Origin of the sequence: Salinisphaera sp. S4-8 (genome assembly GCF_040361235.1) — a bacterium.
GTDB lineage: Bacteria > Pseudomonadota > Gammaproteobacteria > Nevskiales > Salinisphaeraceae > Salinisphaera.
In genome coordinates this window covers 451,826-466,442 of the sequence record NZ_APNF01000002.1, presented here as the reverse complement: position 1 = coordinate 466,442, position 14,617 = coordinate 451,826, and the positions used below count along the sequence as shown (strand labels likewise).

The window sequence follows — 14,617 nt, the reverse complement described above, 5'->3', positions numbered from 1 at the left end:
CTGTCTGGTGGCGCAGGTAGGTACGCTGCATGGTCAATACATTATTTATTCGCAGGCTTTCGGCATACCGGGCTACACAAATGGTTGAATAGCCAAAAGTCTCATTGTCGCTTCTCCACCGCTACCCGAGGATGGTTGCGGACAATTCATAACAATGGAGGGGGATATGTCCGATCGGCCATCCGATGCGGCCGCGGCGTACTGGCAAGCCAATATCCGGCTTGTACTCAAGCTGCTGGTCGTATGGTTCGTGGTGTCCTACGGCTGCGGCATTCTGCTCGTGGACGTGCTCAACAATTTCCATATCGGTGGCTATCCGCTGGGGTATTTCTTTGCCCAGCAGGGCGCCATTTACGTGTTCTTGTTCCTGATCTTCTTCTATGCGTTTCGCATGAACAAGATCGATCGGGAATTCGGCGTCGAAGAAAAGGAATAGAGCGCACCCATGGATACACAAACCTGGATTTATCTTGCGGTGGGCGGCAGTTTTCTGCTGTATTTCGTCATCGCGATCGCCTCGCGTGCGGGGAGCACGGAGGACTTCTATGTGGCCGGCGGCGGTGTCGGCCCGGTAGCCAACGGTATGGCCACGGCCGCCGACTGGATGAGTGCGGCCTCGTTCATCTCCATGGCCGGGCTGATCGCCTTTCTGGGCTACAACGCCTCGCCCTACCTGATGGGCTGGACCGGTGGCTTCGTGCTGCTGGCATTGCTACTGGCGCCTTACCTGCGCAAGTTCGGTAGCTTTACGGTGCCGGCGTTCGTGGGCGCGCGCTATTACTCCAACGTGGCCCGTACGGTGGCGATCATCTGTCTGATTGTGGCCTCGATTACGTATGTGATCGGCCAGATGAAAGGCGTGGGCGTGGCCTTCGGGCGCTTTCTGGAGGTGGAGTTCGAAACTGGCGTACTCATCGGCATGGGCGTGGTCTTCGTCTATGCGGTGCTCGGCGGTATGAAGGGCATCACCTATACCCAGATCGCGCAGTACATCGTGCTGATTTTTGCGTTCACGGTGCCGGCCATCTTCATCTCGATTCAGCTCACCGGCATTCCGTTGCCGCAGATCGGGCTGGGCGCGACCATGGCCGATGGCAGCGGCGTCTATCTGCTGGAAAAACTCGACGGGGTGATTACCGAACTCGGCTTCGACCGATTTACCAACCCCGAGCATTCGACGCTGAATATCTTCATGCTCACCTTGTCGCTGATGATCGGTACGGCAGGCTTGCCGCACGTGATCATCCGCTTTTTTACCGTGCGCAAGGTCAGCGATGCGCGTAAGTCGGTGGGCTGGGCGTTGTTCTTCATTGCCATTCTCTACACCACCGCGCCGGCGGTCGGTGCGATGGCGCGCTTGAATCTGATGGAAACGGTACAGACCGGCCCGGTGGGCGAGGCCAATTCCAACCTGGAATACGAGCAACGCCCGCAGTGGTTCAAGACCTGGGAAGGCACGGGCCTGCTCGGTTTCGAGGACAAGAACGGCGACGGTCGCATTCAGTACTACAACGACAAGAACCCCGATTTCGCTGCCACGGCCGATGAGTACGGCTGGCAGGGCAACGAAATGGTCAATGTCGATCGCGACATCATGGTGCTCGCCAATCCGGAAATTGCACAGCTGCCGGCCTGGGTGATTGCCCTGGTGGCCGCCGGTGGTGTGGCAGCGGCATTGTCGACCGCGGCCGGTTTGCTGCTGGCAATCTCGTCGGCCATTTCGCATGACCTGCTCAAGAGCATGCTCAAGCCCGATATCAGCGAAAAGGGCGAGCTCATGGCCGGGCGTATTGCCATGACCGGGGCGATTCTGGTGGCCGGTTATCTGGGCATCAATCCACCGGGTTTTGCCGCCGAGGTGGTGGCGTTGGCCTTTGGCCTGGCGGCGTCGTCGTTGTTCCCGGCCCTGCTCATGGGTGTGTTCTCCAAGCGCATGAACCGCGAAGGCGGCATTGCCGGCATGCTGGCCGGCCTGACCGTGACCGTGGTCTATATCTTCCTTTACAAGGGGGTGTTCTTCGTGCCGGGGACCAACCTGTTCGCTGATAACGCGTCGAACTGGATGTTCGGTATCCAGCCGGAGTCGTTTGGCGCGATTGGTGCGCTGATCAACTTCGTGGTGGCCTTTCTGGTGTCGCGGGTGACCGCGCCGCCGCCGGCCGAAGTCCAGGAGCTGGTCGATAACGTGCGTATTCCGGGCTCGCTGCGCTAAGCGCCCGCGAGTGACGATACGCCTGACGAGGCCCCGCTTTGCGGGGCCTTTTTATTGGGCGGCTGGATTGCGCAGCAAAAAATTGCGTGCGATAGGCGACAGCGTTCGTTAATGGCTGTATGTTGATTCGAAAACGCGATCTTTTCCGAGCCGTCTGGCTGGCCTTCGAATCGCGACAATAACAACAACACGAGCCCGTGCAGGATTACGAGGAGACCGGTTTCATGATGGACTTGGCGTTTCTGGGAACCGCGACGTTCTGGAAGTATGCGTCCATGCCGTTTATCAGCGCGATAATCGGCTATATCACCAACCGCGTGGCGATCTGGATGATGTTTCATCCGATCGAGTTCGTGGGCATCTGGAAGCCGTTTCTCGGCTGGCAGGGCATCGTGCCGCGCAAGGCAGCCAAGATGTCGGCGATCGCCACCGACACGATCACCCAGAACCTGATCGACAGCGAAGAGATCTTCGCGCGCCTGGACCCGGACGAGGTGGCCGACAAGCTCACCCGGCCGCTCAACGAGATGACCGAAGATCTCGTCAACGAAGTCATGCAGGAGCACCACCCCACGGTGTGGGCGCGTACCCCGCAGGCCGCGCGCGACACTATCGTTGCCCGTGTGCAGGCGGCGGTGCCGGGTGCGATCGCCGATACCGTGCGCGATCTGCGCTCGGATGTGAATCAGGTGTTCGACCTCAAGGATATGGTCGTGACCAATCTGGTTCATCACAAGGAACTGATGAACCGCATCTTTCTGGAAACCGGCAAGGAAGAGTTCAAGTTCATTGCGCGTTCGGGTGCCTATTTCGGCTTCCCGCTGGGCATGGTTCAGATGTTTGTCTGGATGTTCTTTCAGCCGTGGTGGCTGTTGCCGTTGTTCGGCATGCTGGTGGGCTGGTTCACCAACTGGGCCGCGCTGAAGATGATCTTCAACCCCAAGGACAAGCATCGGATCGGCCCGTTCGAATTGCATGGCCTGTTCTTCAAGCGCCAGGCCGATGTGGCCCGGGCCTACGGTGACCTCGTGGCCAACGAGGTGCTCGCGCCGGCCAATATCCTCCAGCAGGTGCTCAAGGGCCCGTATTCGGATCGTATCTTCGCCATCATTGCCCACCATGTCGGTGAGGCGGTCGATGAAAGCGCGGGCCCGGTCGGCTCGTTCATGAGCTGGACCGTGGGGGACGTGAACTATATTCGGCTCAAGCAGACGGCGGTTGAGCGTCTGATCGAATACACGCCCGATGCGCAGGGCAGCGCATCGCCCACCATGCAGGAGTTCATCAGCTATACGAATCGCACCATGGCGATCGAGCAGACACTGGTGGAACGCATGAGCCAGCTCTCGCCGCGCAAGTTCGAAGGCATGTTGCGCCCGGCGTTCGAAGAGGACGAGTGGATTCTCATTACGGTCGGCGCCGCACTGGGCCTGGCGGTCGGCGTGTTTCAGTTCATCGTTCTTTTCGGCGGCGCCTGAGTTCGGTTCGCCAAGGAGACCCCGTGAATCAATACGATTATGAACAGCAGCGCTACGACGCGTTCGCGCCCGAATTCGAGGCGGAAGACACCGCGCCGTTGCCGTTGCATTTGCTACGCCGCACCGCGCTCTGGCTGGGCCGCCGCCCGGTCGCGGGGGCGGGCATTCGTGCGCTGCGCCGGGCCGAATACCGGGCGCTCAAAAGCCTGGGTGAGCGCCTGGATCGCGCCGGGATTCGTCCCGCCGATCCGCTGGGCAACTCCAGCCCCAACAGCGATACGCTGCCAGCCCAGATTTTCGCCGAGCTGCTGGATGCCTCGCGCGGGACCGATCAACAGGCGATCGAGCAGGATTTCTACGTACGCCTGTTGCGCCAGCTCAATCCGTCGCAGGCGCGTATTCTCGTGCTCATGGCCGACGGCAGTACCTGGCCGATGGTGCATGTGAATGCCGGCTCGCTGCCGGGGCTTGCGAGCACGCGGGTGCTGTCGTATGCCTCCAGCGTCGGCAAGGAAGCCGGGGTGCTCTTGCGTGCCCAGGTGCCGAACTTCATTGCCCATATGTATTCGCTCGGCCTGCTTACCGTGGGCCCCCAGGAGCGCGAGCTCGAACCGGAATACGAAATCCTCGAGGCCGACACGCTGGTGCGTAATGCCATGGCCTATATCGAGGAAGAGCTCAATCAATACTCCAATATCGAGCGCTGCACCATCCGCCTGAGCGAATTTGCCGAGTCGTTGTGTGCGGTCGCCTTGCCACAGGGGCGTGCCTGAAGGCTGCGTTCGTCGCGGCCAGCGTCGGCTTCATATAGGATCGACGGCGCGGCCCGCGGCTGCGAAACCCGAAACCGACAGGCGACGAGGTTTTTGGTCGCGATATCGTCAATAAACGCCCAGCTTCCGACGGGATGACCGATGGGCGTGCCGGTTCATAGACCCAACGTAGCTAGCGCCAGGCGAACAGGACGCGTACGGGCGATGTGCGTTCGTGCGCCGGCAGGCCTGCCATGAGATGCCGATAGCCATGAAATCGACGACTTCGAAGACTAAGAAACGGCCTGCGATAGCCGGTCTTCTGGCCGGTCTGCTGATCAGTCTGCTCTACGCCACGCTTGCCTGGGCGGCGCCGGCGAGCGAAACCGTGTTCCCGGCCCACGTCCAACAAGGCGCGCTGGTTTATGGCCGCGTGCCGCCCGGCAGTCGGGTGGTTTACAACGGTCGCCAGCTCGATGTGACCGACTACGGCACGGTGGTCCTCGGTATTGGGCGTGATGCCTCGGGGGTTGCCCGTGTTCGGGTGACACCGCCGGACGCCGACGAAAGTAAGGTCTCGATTGAAATTCGCCCCCGAGACTGGCCGGTCGAACGTATTAACGGCGTACCCCCCAAAACCGTGTCGCCGCCGCCGGAAATCGCCGCAAGAATCGCGCGTGAGCAGCAGAAAGTGACCGCCGCGCGGGCGCATAGTAATCACGGTCTTGGCTTTGCCGAACACTTCATCTGGCCCGTGCGCGGCCGGATCAGTGGCCGGTTCGGAAATCAGCGTGTCTACAACGGCACCCCCGGCTCGGCGCATTCCGGCATGGATATCGCGGTGGCCACGGGCACGCCGGTCAAAGCGCCTGCCGCCGGTACCGTAGTGCTGGCGGAACCGGACTTGTATCTTACCGGCGGCACCATTCTCATCGACCACGGCTATGGCGTGGGCTCGAATTTTCTGCACCTGTCCAAGCTCGATGTCGCCGTGGGCGATACCGTGGCCCAGGGCGATATCATCGGCGAAGTCGGTGCGACTGGACGGGCGACGGGCCCACATCTGCACTGGGGTATGACCTGGTTTTCTACCCGTATCGATCCGCTGTTGGTACTGCAACGCCCCAACGGCTAGCCGACCCGATCGGGGGAGGGTGGCAGGCTTAGTACGCGGATGTGTACCGCGGGCCCCGGTACAGACGCGCGGCGTAACCTTCCTGCGCGTTGGCAGGCCAGATCGGTTGCCAGAAGCGCGAGTCAGGCTGCCTCGCTGCAACACGGCACAGCGGAGTCATAGACGTATGGCTTACGTAGTTGTACGGAGGACCGCCTCTGGTTATCATCTACGTCCGTTGCTGTGGTGCACCATCGGGAGGCGCTATGCAGGTATTTCGGGTTTTGCGCAATCGCGCATATTGGTATGTCGAGCAGGTGGGGATGCACCGTGCCGTTCGCGGCTATCGCTGCCGCGACAACGCCATCGCCCGAGCCATGGATCTGGCCAGCGGTCACCGTCCCAGCGTGGTTCGTATCGAAGACGCGCAGGGTGCGATCGAAACCGAACGCAACTTCGGCCAGCCGAACGCGTTGTCGAAAAGCGCCTGAAATGTATCCTGCGTTGCAGGGCGGCTGAGCTGGCGGCCAGGCAATTGCCCGCCAAGGCAAGGCCCGGATCGCAAGTCCTGTATCGGTGCCTTTTTATCTTTCCCCTCATGGCCACGAATCATCCCCGTAGTCGGGTCGGTCCGGGTGTATGTGCCGTCGTTTCGCAAGGATGACGGCAGTAAGAACCCGCGGCGGCGTCTAGCGCCAAGGCGTTGAAAAAACGGGCTAATTATCCGAAGCAAGCGCCTGCGTATTTTCGCCAGGCTGTCTTGTTCAAATAATCTTCGATCTGTCGCCTGCCTGTCACCTGGACGGCGCAGTCTAGCGGGCACTCGACGCAGCGACCGGTCGCGCCCCGCAAACATGAGCCGCGCGTTCGACCTGCAAACCTGTTCCTCGCGGAGGCAACGAACATGATCACGGCTATCGAACACCACCCCGATGCGTTATGCGCCTTTCTCGGTGCAATGGCACAGAAGTATTTTCCGGCAGATCGTCTCGGCGATACCGAGCTGGCCGAGCGCATCGCCGCGCGGGTAATGAGTGCGGGCACCTATCGTGATGTGTGCGAACTGGTCGATCTGGCCGGTCGCGATTATCTGGCCTGGGTATTTAGTACCGCGCCGCGCGAGTGGTTCAGTGACGCCGCGCGCGAGTACTGGCAGCGTCATCTGAGCTCGTCTGGCCGTTATCCCGCCCGTACGCGCGCTGCGAGCACCTTGGCACGCACGACCGGGCATACAAACGCGCTCACGGCACGCGTGGCGAAACATTAATCGGCCTTTTGTAGCAGCGCTCGTCAGCGACTTAAATCGGCATGCCGACGGCGAGCCGATTGAACGCGTTCATCAGCGCCACGGCAAACGTCAGATCCGAGATCTCGGTATCGTCGAAGTGTGTTGCCAGCGGTTGGTAGGCCGCGTCGGGCGCGGCGGTTTCGGCGACGTGGGTCAGGGATTCGGCCCAGGTGAGGGCGGCGCGTTCGCGCTCGGTGAATCGATCGCTTACACGCCAGCCGGCCAGGCTATCGATCATGGCATCGTCGAGGCCGCGTTGGCGTAGCAGACCGGCGTGCAGTTGCGTGCAGTAGGCACAGCCGTTGATCTGCGACACACGTAAGTTGATCAGCTCGATCAAACCGGCACCCAGCGGGCTTTTCTCCAGGGCTTTCTTGCTGTGTAGAAAACCCTGATAGGCACCGGGTGACAGCTCGTTATATGGAAGGCGGGGCGTCGTCATGGTCAAACTCCTGGGTGTTGAATGGAAGGTTCAGAGCGCTAGTCCAGTAGCCCGTTTGTGCGCAGCTGTCCGCGGGCCGCATCGAGCGCGGTAACGCGCCGCGATTGGCCGGCCGTCAGGCCTTGCAGATAATGAAAGCCGATATCGGTGATGCCGATGGTGGCCAGTACCTGGCGCAGGTAGGGCGATAGAAAATCCGGCTGAAATGCGTCCTGGCCGCGATGAACGCCGCCCGAACTGACGAGGATCGTGGTCGGCCGGTCCGCCAACAGTCCGACTTTACCTTCGGCGGTAGCGGCAAAGCTGCGATTGATCCGAACCACGTAGTCGACCCACAGCTTGAAGGCCGCGGGCACGGTGAAATTGTGCATGGGTAGGGTGATTATCAGTCGATCGCTGCGCTCGAGCTCGCCAATCAACTGCTCGGATACGCGAAAACGCGCGTCGTCGTGGCTTGCATTGCCGGTGACCGCCTGCGCGTAATCGGCATCGATCGGCGGCAAGGCAGGGGCGGTGAGGTTACGCTCGATCCGGGTCGCGTTCGATTCGTAACGTGCGATGCGCTCGCCTATTTCGGTTGCGAGTCGATAGCCCTGCGCCGCGGCGCCGTGCGGGCTGGCGTGAACGAACAGGGTGCAGCTCATGCGTGGTTGTCCAGATCCTGATAGAAACCGATGCTGCGGGTGAGCATGCCCTGGCGAAAATAAAAGCGCTGTGCCAGTGCCATGCCCAGGCCGGTATCCAGCACCAGTTGTCGGCAGCCGGCTGCGCGGGCCTCTCGGCGGACAACGTCGAGTAGATGCCCACCGATATGGCTACGGCGCGTCTTCGCGCACACCACGAGATCGTCGACGAACAGGAACCGTCCGTTCATCAGATTTTCCTGGTATCGGTAGCCGATCAGGCCGACTGGGTTCGCCTCGCGCCAGGCCGCGATCAGACGATAGCCATGCGCCATCTGGCGTAGCACCTGGGCGGCAAAGGCGGGCGCGTTCGTCAAATGCGGGCGTAATTGACGCATCACGGCAAAGCAACGCTGGCAATCCTGTTCGCGGGTGACTTCGGCGATATGAAATTCGGTCACGGCTGGGCTCCTGTACTGGCGCAGGCAGATTAGGCTCGACATGACCTGGATAACAGAGCCAAGATGCGCCAATCGGACTGGGACATCCGTATGCATCCATCTCTGCAAACCGACCGCGCGTTGGCCACGCCGCTGCATCGACAGCTCTACCATCGCTTTCGAGACGCGATTGCGGCCGGTCGGTTTCGACCCGGCGATCGTGTGCCCTCCATCCGTAGCCTGGCCAGCGCATTGAATCTGTCGCGTGGCACCGTCGAACTGGCGTATCAGACGTTGATTAGCGAGGGCTATTTGTTGACCCGCGGCGCGGCCGGCACCGTGGTTTCGCCGGCCTTGATTGCGGCGCGGATCGCGCCCGCGCATTTGGGCGAGTCGACCCCGGCCGGCCAGGCATCGACTGTAGCTGAGCGTTCGCTAAGCCCCTTTCAGCTCGGGCTGCCCGCGCTGGACGCAGTGCCGACGCGGCTGTGGCAACGCCTGATGACGCGGCAGCTCAAAGCCAGCACGCCGGCCACGCTTGCCTATCCCGATCCGCAGGGGCATTACGCCTTGCGACATGCGCTGGCCGCCTATCTGGGCGTATCACGCGGCATCGATTGCAGCCCCGACCAAATCATTGTTACTGCCGGCTACTGTGAGGCCCTGCGGATTATCTGCCGTACAGTGCTGCGCTCGGGGGACCACGGCTGGTTCGAGGAGCCCGGTTATTTCAAAGCCCGGGATGCGCTGCGCGCGGCCGGCGTCATACCGGTGCCGGTCGCGGTGGATGAGGACGGTCTGGATGTCACGGCCGGCCGGCGCCAGGCCCCGCAGGCGCGTTTCGCCGTGGTCACGCCATCGCATCAGAGCCCGATGGGCGTATCGCTGCCACTGGCCCGGCGACTGGCCTTGCTGGCATGGGCCAACGATAAAGACGCCTGGATTATCGAGGACGACTACGACAGTGAGTATCGTTATCAGGGCCGCCCGCTGCCAGCGCTGAAAAGCCTGGATCGCGATGGGCGGGTGCTCTATGCCGGTACGTTCAGCAAGGTGCTCTTTCCCGGGTTACGCTTGGCCTATCTGGCGGTGCCGCCGTCGCAAGTCGCCCGTTTTCGCCGCACGCTCGATGATGCCGGGCACGGGTGTCCGCAATTGCCACAAGCTGCATTGGCCGATTTCATGGCCGAGGGCCATTTCGCGCGTCATCTCAAGCGTATGCGCAGCCTGTACGCGCAGCGCAGAGGCTATCTCATACAAGCGCTCGCAACCCGGCTGAGCGATCGCCTGCATGTCGAACCCCAGGCCGGCGGCATGCATCTGCTTGCGCGGCTCAAAGGCCACCGCAGCGATATCGACATGGCCGAACGCGCACGCCGTCACGGTTTGGCGCTGCAGGCCCTGTCTGCCTGGTTCGATGGCCCCAGCCGCGCGCGCGGTCTATTACTGGGTTTCACCAACATCGCATCGCAAGCCGAGGCCGACTGTTGGGTCGATAAACTAAAAACGGCGCTGGATGGCTGACCTGCGCTCGGGGCATGGCGTCGGAGCCAATAAATCGCCAAGGGCGGGGCAGGAGAGCGCGGCTAGGTGGCGCTCGTCACACCCGGTGGGCGCATTGCAGGCAATGGTGGGCCCGGCAGGACTCGAACCTGCGACCAAGGGATTATGAGTTCTGTAATAAACCCGTATTTTTATTATATTCAATGACTTATTGCGCATGATAACAATGCACTAAAAGACAATATAAACAGTATTTTACGGTTTACGACGCATAACTAGCGCAACTCGCCATTGCACCAGAATTGCACCTAGTAGACGGCTCATGGATTGGCTTCGTGCATGGCCCGAACGGCAGGCCCAGAAAGCGTTTCAAGAAATCATACCGCTAGCCTGTGGATAAGCCTTGGGATGAGCAAAGTTATCCACGAATAAACGGTCACCGAATTTCGCCGGTTTTACGCATAAACGGTCACAAAATTACGCATAAACGGTCACCAAGAGCTCTTGGAGCCATTGCGCCCCAATGGATACAGAGCCCCTCCTATAGTTCCTATAGGAAGAGTCCTATAGTAGGCGACCGAGACCTGTGAAAAACTTCATAGCGCCAAAGCGCAAGCGGGTTTTCGATCACAGTGAGCCCATCGGCTGCACTGGTAGCCATTACGACGAAGACCACGGGGCTATAGCCTGACCTCGAATTCCATCGATGCGATGATTGGCTTGGCTTCGCATACAAAGGTACGACCAAGACCAATCTTGTAGCGCTAGTCTGCGTAATGGTGTTTTTCCTGATCGGCGGCATCGCCATGGTGGTGCATGCAGAACGATGCAAAGGCCAGGAGAAGCGAGAAGCGGAAGAAGCTCGCGAAAAGACACTACAAGCTTAGGTGGACTTGATACGCAGTCGATAACCAGCCTATTCACAATAGGCGCTCGGATTATCGACGGAGTCGGTCCGAAAAGCGGCTGCGGATACACCGATGAAAGGGGGGGGGATAGCGGTCGCGCATCCGACGAGACACGTGGCCATCACCAACTGGCGAGCATTGCCGCGAGTCACTTGGTTAATATTTAACCGAGAGCGTTAAAAGCCTTTTGCCAGCGGCTAATCGTCCGGCTGCCCACGGCGTTGTCCACAGGTTTTGTGCACATCTAAGTGGGGCGGTGCTTATGGAGCCGGGCAATCTGCCAATGCTCATAACCCAGCCAGCGACGAGCCCTCGCCATACGCCTTGCGTCGGCCCGGGCCGACTTCATTTCATGAGTCTGCGTCGTAATAATGCTCACCTAAAACCCGTTCGGCTCCGCTGCGTTGATCGGGCTCGTACATCAATACGGCACGAAACGCACTCAAGGCCGCGATTCCAAGAACCACCGCCACAACAACGTAATACAGACGCCAGCGATCGCCCATCATCTGCCGCAAAGCGCCGTTAATTCGTATGATCGCGCTACTTAGAAATTCCATGGCACACCTGTAAAAGCTAGGCGGCAAATGCCGCCTAGCCTGCTGCCGTTAAATGCCCAGCAGCGCCAGCTCAAGCGGCGTTCGGTGATTGAGCTTAGCCGTGTTAATGCACGGTTGATGAATGCCAGTACCAAATAGTCACTTGGACCGTCGAATGAATTGAGAGCCGGCCAGCTCGTCGGCTTTTTCGCCTACAGCGTCAATGCTCACTTCATCCCGCATGAACTGTTCAACGACCGCCTGCATTTCGTCAGGGATAACGTAGCCTTCAAGCTCGATCGAAGCCTGGGCATTCGCAAGGTCGTTGCGCCGCTCCCATTCATCCCAGGCGCTCCGGTTCGCAACCGGGCCGTGCTTACGCTCAACCTCGCCGATATAGCCATGCATGAGGTCCCGCAAGACCTGAGACGCCGGCCGGCGCTCCAGCTTGGCGGCTGCATTGAAACGATCGCGTAATTCCGATTCGATACGGATGTTGATCGACACTTTTTTCGCCATGCAGGCACCGTCGAAAATGTGCGAGACGCGCGGTCATTATACTTGGCTAGCTTAGGGCGCATGCTCGTAACGTCTGCAAGAAATTCATTGCGTGTTGACGTCGGCGGTCTCGACCACTAAGCCGTCGCACTGTTTATTGCCGACATCGCGCTTTTCCACGAAGCGGGGCACGCGCCTGGCGAACATCGATCGACTCTTCATCCGGTTGGTTTTCCAAGGTAGCTCAGGAGAAGGTAAACCACCCGATAGGTCGCTATCGGGCACAGTCCTTGGAACGACATTTGTCGGAACATACCGACAAATGGAGTAGGTAGGGAGAGAGTGCAGGATTCGCAAACTGGTACCAGTTTGCACCACATACCGCCTCGACGGTATGTTCGAGCATCTCTCCCTACTCGTGTTTTATGACCACTTCACGCTTCGCGTTCAGCTTTGATGAGCCCCGCAGAGCGCGGCTCAAGAGCTACGCCGACGCCCACGGCGTCAGCGCAGCCGCAGTGCTGAAAGCGATCATCGATCGCCTTCCAGCCACGCCGGATGATGGTAGCGAGCCGCGTCGGCCCGGGCCGACGCATAGCCAGGTGAAGATTCGACTCACAAAACCGGAACTAGACGCTCTCGACACACAGGTCCAGGCGAGCGGTTTTGAAAGCCGCACGTCGTGGTTAACGCGTATTGCCATCCAGGCACTCGGGCGAGCGCCTGCGATCACTCGGGCCGAAGTTACCGAGCTACGCCGCTCGCGATCCGAGTTGGCCGCGATCGGTCGCAACCTCAACCAGATCGCTCGCGCGTTGAATATCGACTCGACAAACGAGCGGCCGTCCGATGCGCTTATTACCAAGACGCTCGAGCTGGTCGATGCTCACGACAACGCAATCGCCGCGTTGATAAACAAAGCCGAAATGCGAGGCCAGCGATGACTGAACTGTTCGACCTCGATGTCGATTACTCGAAAATCAAAGACGCGATGGCATACTTTTCGGGACCAAACTGCCGAATCGGAACTCGTTTTCGTGAACACGAGCTACTTCGTATTCATGACGCTCCGGCTCACGAGCGAATCGGCTCGCGAGCGACGCGATGAACGCGATCGACAGCCGGTACCGCGCCGCGACGGTTCGGAGGGAAGCGCCCTCTCGTTGAGCCGCCTCGATCGCATCGATGACGCTAAGCCATCGTTGAACTGATTTCACGGTCTGCTTGAAGCGACCGATCGATTGAGCGATCTCGGCCGTGGAGGCGCCTTCAGCTCGGCAAGCACGAACCGTGTCAAAAAGTGATCGAGTTGCGTCGCTATGGAGAGAAAACATTTCGCCTGTCGACGGGTCGATCTCCGCGTCGATCGCTTGTTTCGCCGCTATGCCCTTGAGCCTTTTCAGCGTCCGAGACACCGCTTGGCGATGGACGCTTAGCCGGCGTGCGATGTCGGCTTGCGCCGATCCAGCTAAATACAGCCGCCAGACGCGTTCGGCAAGACTTTCGTCGCTTCCATGTATCGAGCGCAGAGGCCGCACGCCACAATGGACCGTGTCGTAAGCAGCCTTGCGTACTTCTTGTATATCCGCGTTGCGCGGCGGCTGGAGCCGGAACACGTATTTCGAGCGTTGGCGGCCGACTAGGGCCGATAACTCTTCGTGAAAAGCCTCGCGGTACCGATTATCGGATCGATAGCAGTTATGCTCGGGCGGGTTTTCAATCGGTAGATGATATTCGCAATAGTGGGGGCTGAGATTCGCGGGCGCCGACCGAATTTTAAAGCCAGCGAGCGTGAGTGCCGCATAGCGAACCGTGTACCGCCAGCACAGATCGCAATATGGCTTTGGCTCACAGAATGACCGAACTACCGCGGTCTTCTGTCGCCTCAATTGGTCTTCAAGCGGTGTTGAGGTTGGCAGCATCACATAGAGTGAATCCAGCCACAGGCGTAGCGTGTCCAGCGAACCCGACCACTGCGATAACGCATTGGACGTGTTGGAAGAGCTGGGCGACTCGACCCAATCGAATGAATCAGTGAACCAGCGTTCCAGAGGTATATACGAGGGAGCTGGCGAGTCGGTAGCACACCGTATCGCGGTATGAATGCGTCGATCCCACAAGCTGATATTGATCAGGCGTCGTCTGATCATCTCGTCATGACCGGCTCTCGGCCAAAGTCTCACGCGGTGCTTGGCATCGAGCTGATCAACTCGTGGCGGTGCGCGCATCATTTGCGACGGCAATAAACCTTGCAAATCGGGCAGGTCATTGCGGTCGTGATTCTTCAGCAGAAGATCGCGTACTGGCTGATCCATACACCGCCGCGCCAAAACCGATAGCGAGCGATTTCTCGACGTCAGGCTATAGCTGGTCGTAAGGCCAGCGCCGAAATGCTCGATACCTTTCTTCAGCTCTCCGTCGCAGCAGTCATGAATTGAGAGTTCGAGTAGCTGGCGCGCTATTTTAAGAGCGAAGGGCGTCATGATTTTATGTCAACACATTTGGCTACAAGCCTAAGCTCCGCCGCTTGGATTTAAAAGGAATAATCAAGCCTCGAAACGGTTCAGTACCGACTTTTGGAGGCGACAATGCATACCGAAAAAATCCTGATCGAGCGTTATGGCCCTTACTTGACGCTTGAACAGCTCGCCGAGCTATTGCACCGCGAGCCCCAATCGCTTCGTACGTCGCTGCGGCTGGAATCGCACGCGCTCGCTCCTCTGGCGCGGATGCGCCGCAAGGTTGGCCGGCGCATGTATTTCCGTGCGACCGATGTCGCCGATTTCATGGAAAACCAGCACACGTAGACGCTCGGCTGAT

Annotated in this window: 16 protein-coding genes; 10 read left to right on the top strand and 6 right to left on the bottom strand. The window is 59.7% G+C overall.

Annotated elements, in window-relative coordinates:
* Window positions 1-166 precede the first annotated feature (166 nt).
* From S4A8_RS04750 to S4A8_RS04720, 7 genes are all read left to right on the top strand, one after another.
* The gene (locus S4A8_RS04750; protein WP_006912179.1) at window positions 167-436 is read left to right on the top strand and encodes a DUF4212 domain-containing protein; all 270 of its coding nucleotides are present in this window, start codon (window positions 167-169) and stop codon (window positions 434-436) included.
* Window positions 437-445: 9 nt separating this feature from the next.
* Complete coding sequence (locus S4A8_RS04745; RefSeq protein WP_353219236.1) at window positions 446-2,212, top strand: sodium:solute symporter family protein; 1,767 nt, start codon at window positions 446-448, stop codon at window positions 2,210-2,212.
* A 197-nt stretch (window positions 2,213-2,409) separates the two neighbouring features.
* Complete coding sequence (locus tag S4A8_RS04740; protein WP_353179552.1) at window positions 2,410-3,690, top strand: DUF445 domain-containing protein; 1,281 nt, start codon at window positions 2,410-2,412, stop codon at window positions 3,688-3,690.
* A gap of 23 nt (window positions 3,691-3,713) precedes the next feature.
* Window positions 3,714-4,463 carry an Abi-alpha family protein gene (locus S4A8_RS04735; RefSeq protein WP_353179550.1) on the top strand — a complete coding sequence of 250 codons (750 nt, stop codon included), beginning with the start codon at window positions 3,714-3,716 and terminating at the stop codon, window positions 4,461-4,463.
* Between the two features lie 250 nt (window positions 4,464-4,713).
* Window positions 4,714-5,577: a M23 family metallopeptidase gene (locus S4A8_RS04730; RefSeq protein WP_353219235.1), complete on the top strand. Its 864-nt coding sequence runs from the start codon at window positions 4,714-4,716 to the stop codon at window positions 5,575-5,577.
* 245 nt (window positions 5,578-5,822) lie between these two features.
* Window positions 5,823-6,047 (top strand): DUF2188 domain-containing protein, encoded by a 225-nt coding sequence (locus S4A8_RS04725; protein WP_353179546.1) that lies wholly within the window; start codon window positions 5,823-5,825, stop codon window positions 6,045-6,047.
* A 413-nt stretch (window positions 6,048-6,460) separates the two neighbouring features.
* A complete protein-coding gene (locus S4A8_RS04720) occupies window positions 6,461-6,823 on the top strand; it encodes a hypothetical protein (protein WP_353219234.1) in 363 nt (120 codons plus the stop codon).
* 31 nt (window positions 6,824-6,854) lie between these two features.
* Here the strand turns inward: S4A8_RS04720 and S4A8_RS04715 are convergent, their stop codons facing one another.
* From S4A8_RS04715 to S4A8_RS04705, 3 genes are read right to left on the bottom strand one after another with little or no spacing between them, the layout of a single operon-like run.
* The gene (locus S4A8_RS04715) at window positions 6,855-7,286 is read right to left on the bottom strand and encodes a carboxymuconolactone decarboxylase family protein (protein WP_353219233.1); all 432 of its coding nucleotides are present in this window, start codon (window positions 7,284-7,286) and stop codon (window positions 6,855-6,857) included.
* Between the two features lie 38 nt (window positions 7,287-7,324).
* Complete coding sequence (locus S4A8_RS04710; protein ID WP_353219232.1) at window positions 7,325-7,930, bottom strand: FMN-dependent NADH-azoreductase; 606 nt, start codon at window positions 7,928-7,930, stop codon at window positions 7,325-7,327.
* A complete protein-coding gene (locus S4A8_RS04705; protein WP_353219231.1) occupies window positions 7,927-8,370 on the bottom strand; it encodes a GNAT family N-acetyltransferase in 444 nt (147 codons plus the stop codon). The genes S4A8_RS04710 and S4A8_RS04705 overlap by 4 nt, the downstream gene beginning before the upstream one ends.
* 90 nt (window positions 8,371-8,460) lie before the next feature.
* Here S4A8_RS04705 and pdxR point away from each other — a divergent pair, with 90 nt between their 5' ends.
* Window positions 8,461-9,873, top strand: a complete 1,413-nt coding sequence (gene pdxR / locus S4A8_RS04700) for a MocR-like pyridoxine biosynthesis transcription factor PdxR (protein WP_353219230.1) — start codon at window positions 8,461-8,463, stop codon at window positions 9,871-9,873.
* Between the two features lie 1,237 nt (window positions 9,874-11,110).
* On the opposite strand, the gene S4A8_RS04695 is transcribed toward pdxR, so the two are convergent.
* Complete coding sequence (locus tag S4A8_RS04695) at window positions 11,111-11,320, bottom strand: hypothetical protein (RefSeq protein ID WP_353219229.1); 210 nt, start codon at window positions 11,318-11,320, stop codon at window positions 11,111-11,113.
* Window positions 11,321-11,458: 138 nt separating this feature from the next.
* Window positions 11,459-11,818, bottom strand: coding sequence for an antitoxin VbhA family protein (locus S4A8_RS04690; protein WP_353219228.1), 360 nt, complete (start codon window positions 11,816-11,818; stop codon window positions 11,459-11,461).
* Between the two features lie 404 nt (window positions 11,819-12,222).
* Here S4A8_RS04690 and S4A8_RS04685 point away from each other — a divergent pair, with 404 nt between their 5' ends.
* Window positions 12,223-12,741 carry a plasmid mobilization protein gene (locus S4A8_RS04685; protein WP_353219227.1) on the top strand — a complete coding sequence of 173 codons (519 nt, stop codon included), beginning with the start codon at window positions 12,223-12,225 and terminating at the stop codon, window positions 12,739-12,741.
* A 36-nt stretch (window positions 12,742-12,777) separates the two neighbouring features.
* Here the strand turns inward: S4A8_RS04685 and S4A8_RS04680 are convergent, their stop codons facing one another.
* Entirely contained in the window at window positions 12,778-14,280 is a 1,503-nt protein-coding gene (locus tag S4A8_RS04680; RefSeq protein ID WP_353219226.1) for a hypothetical protein, read from the bottom strand.
* A gap of 105 nt (window positions 14,281-14,385) precedes the next feature.
* Between S4A8_RS04680 and S4A8_RS04675 the strand changes: the two genes are divergently transcribed.
* Window positions 14,386-14,604: a helix-turn-helix domain-containing protein gene (locus S4A8_RS04675; RefSeq protein ID WP_353219225.1), complete on the top strand. Its 219-nt coding sequence runs from the start codon at window positions 14,386-14,388 to the stop codon at window positions 14,602-14,604.
* The last annotated feature ends 13 nt before the right edge of the window (window positions 14,605-14,617 follow it).

Bases quoted from the DNA above. Each gene is read 5' to 3' on its own strand.
- S4A8_RS04750 (WP_006912179.1), top strand. From the start codon at position 167: ATGTCCGATCGGCCATCCGATGCGGCCGCGGCGTACTGGCAAGCCAAT.
- S4A8_RS04745 (WP_353219236.1), top strand. From the start codon at position 446: ATGGATACACAAACCTGGATTTATCTTGCGGTGGGCGGCAGTTTTCTG.
- S4A8_RS04730 (WP_353219235.1), top strand. From the start codon at position 4,714: ATGAAATCGACGACTTCGAAGACTAAGAAACGGCCTGCGATAGCCGGT.
- S4A8_RS04725 (WP_353179546.1), top strand. From the start codon at position 5,823: ATGCAGGTATTTCGGGTTTTGCGCAATCGCGCATATTGGTATGTCGAG.
- S4A8_RS04720 (WP_353219234.1), top strand. From the start codon at position 6,461: ATGATCACGGCTATCGAACACCACCCCGATGCGTTATGCGCCTTTCTC.
- S4A8_RS04715 (WP_353219233.1), bottom strand. From the start codon at position 7,286: ATGACGACGCCCCGCCTTCCATATAACGAGCTGTCACCCGGTGCCTAT.
- S4A8_RS04710 (WP_353219232.1), bottom strand. From the start codon at position 7,930: ATGAGCTGCACCCTGTTCGTTCACGCCAGCCCGCACGGCGCCGCGGCG.
- pdxR (WP_353219230.1), top strand. From the start codon at position 8,461: ATGCATCCATCTCTGCAAACCGACCGCGCGTTGGCCACGCCGCTGCAT.
- S4A8_RS04695 (WP_353219229.1), bottom strand. From the start codon at position 11,320: ATGGAATTTCTAAGTAGCGCGATCATACGAATTAACGGCGCTTTGCGG.
- S4A8_RS04690 (WP_353219228.1), bottom strand. From the start codon at position 11,818: ATGGCGAAAAAAGTGTCGATCAACATCCGTATCGAATCGGAATTACGC.
- S4A8_RS04685 (WP_353219227.1), top strand. From the start codon at position 12,223: ATGACCACTTCACGCTTCGCGTTCAGCTTTGATGAGCCCCGCAGAGCG.
- S4A8_RS04680 (WP_353219226.1), bottom strand. From the start codon at position 14,280: ATGACGCCCTTCGCTCTTAAAATAGCGCGCCAGCTACTCGAACTCTCA.
- S4A8_RS04675 (WP_353219225.1), top strand. From the start codon at position 14,386: ATGCATACCGAAAAAATCCTGATCGAGCGTTATGGCCCTTACTTGACG.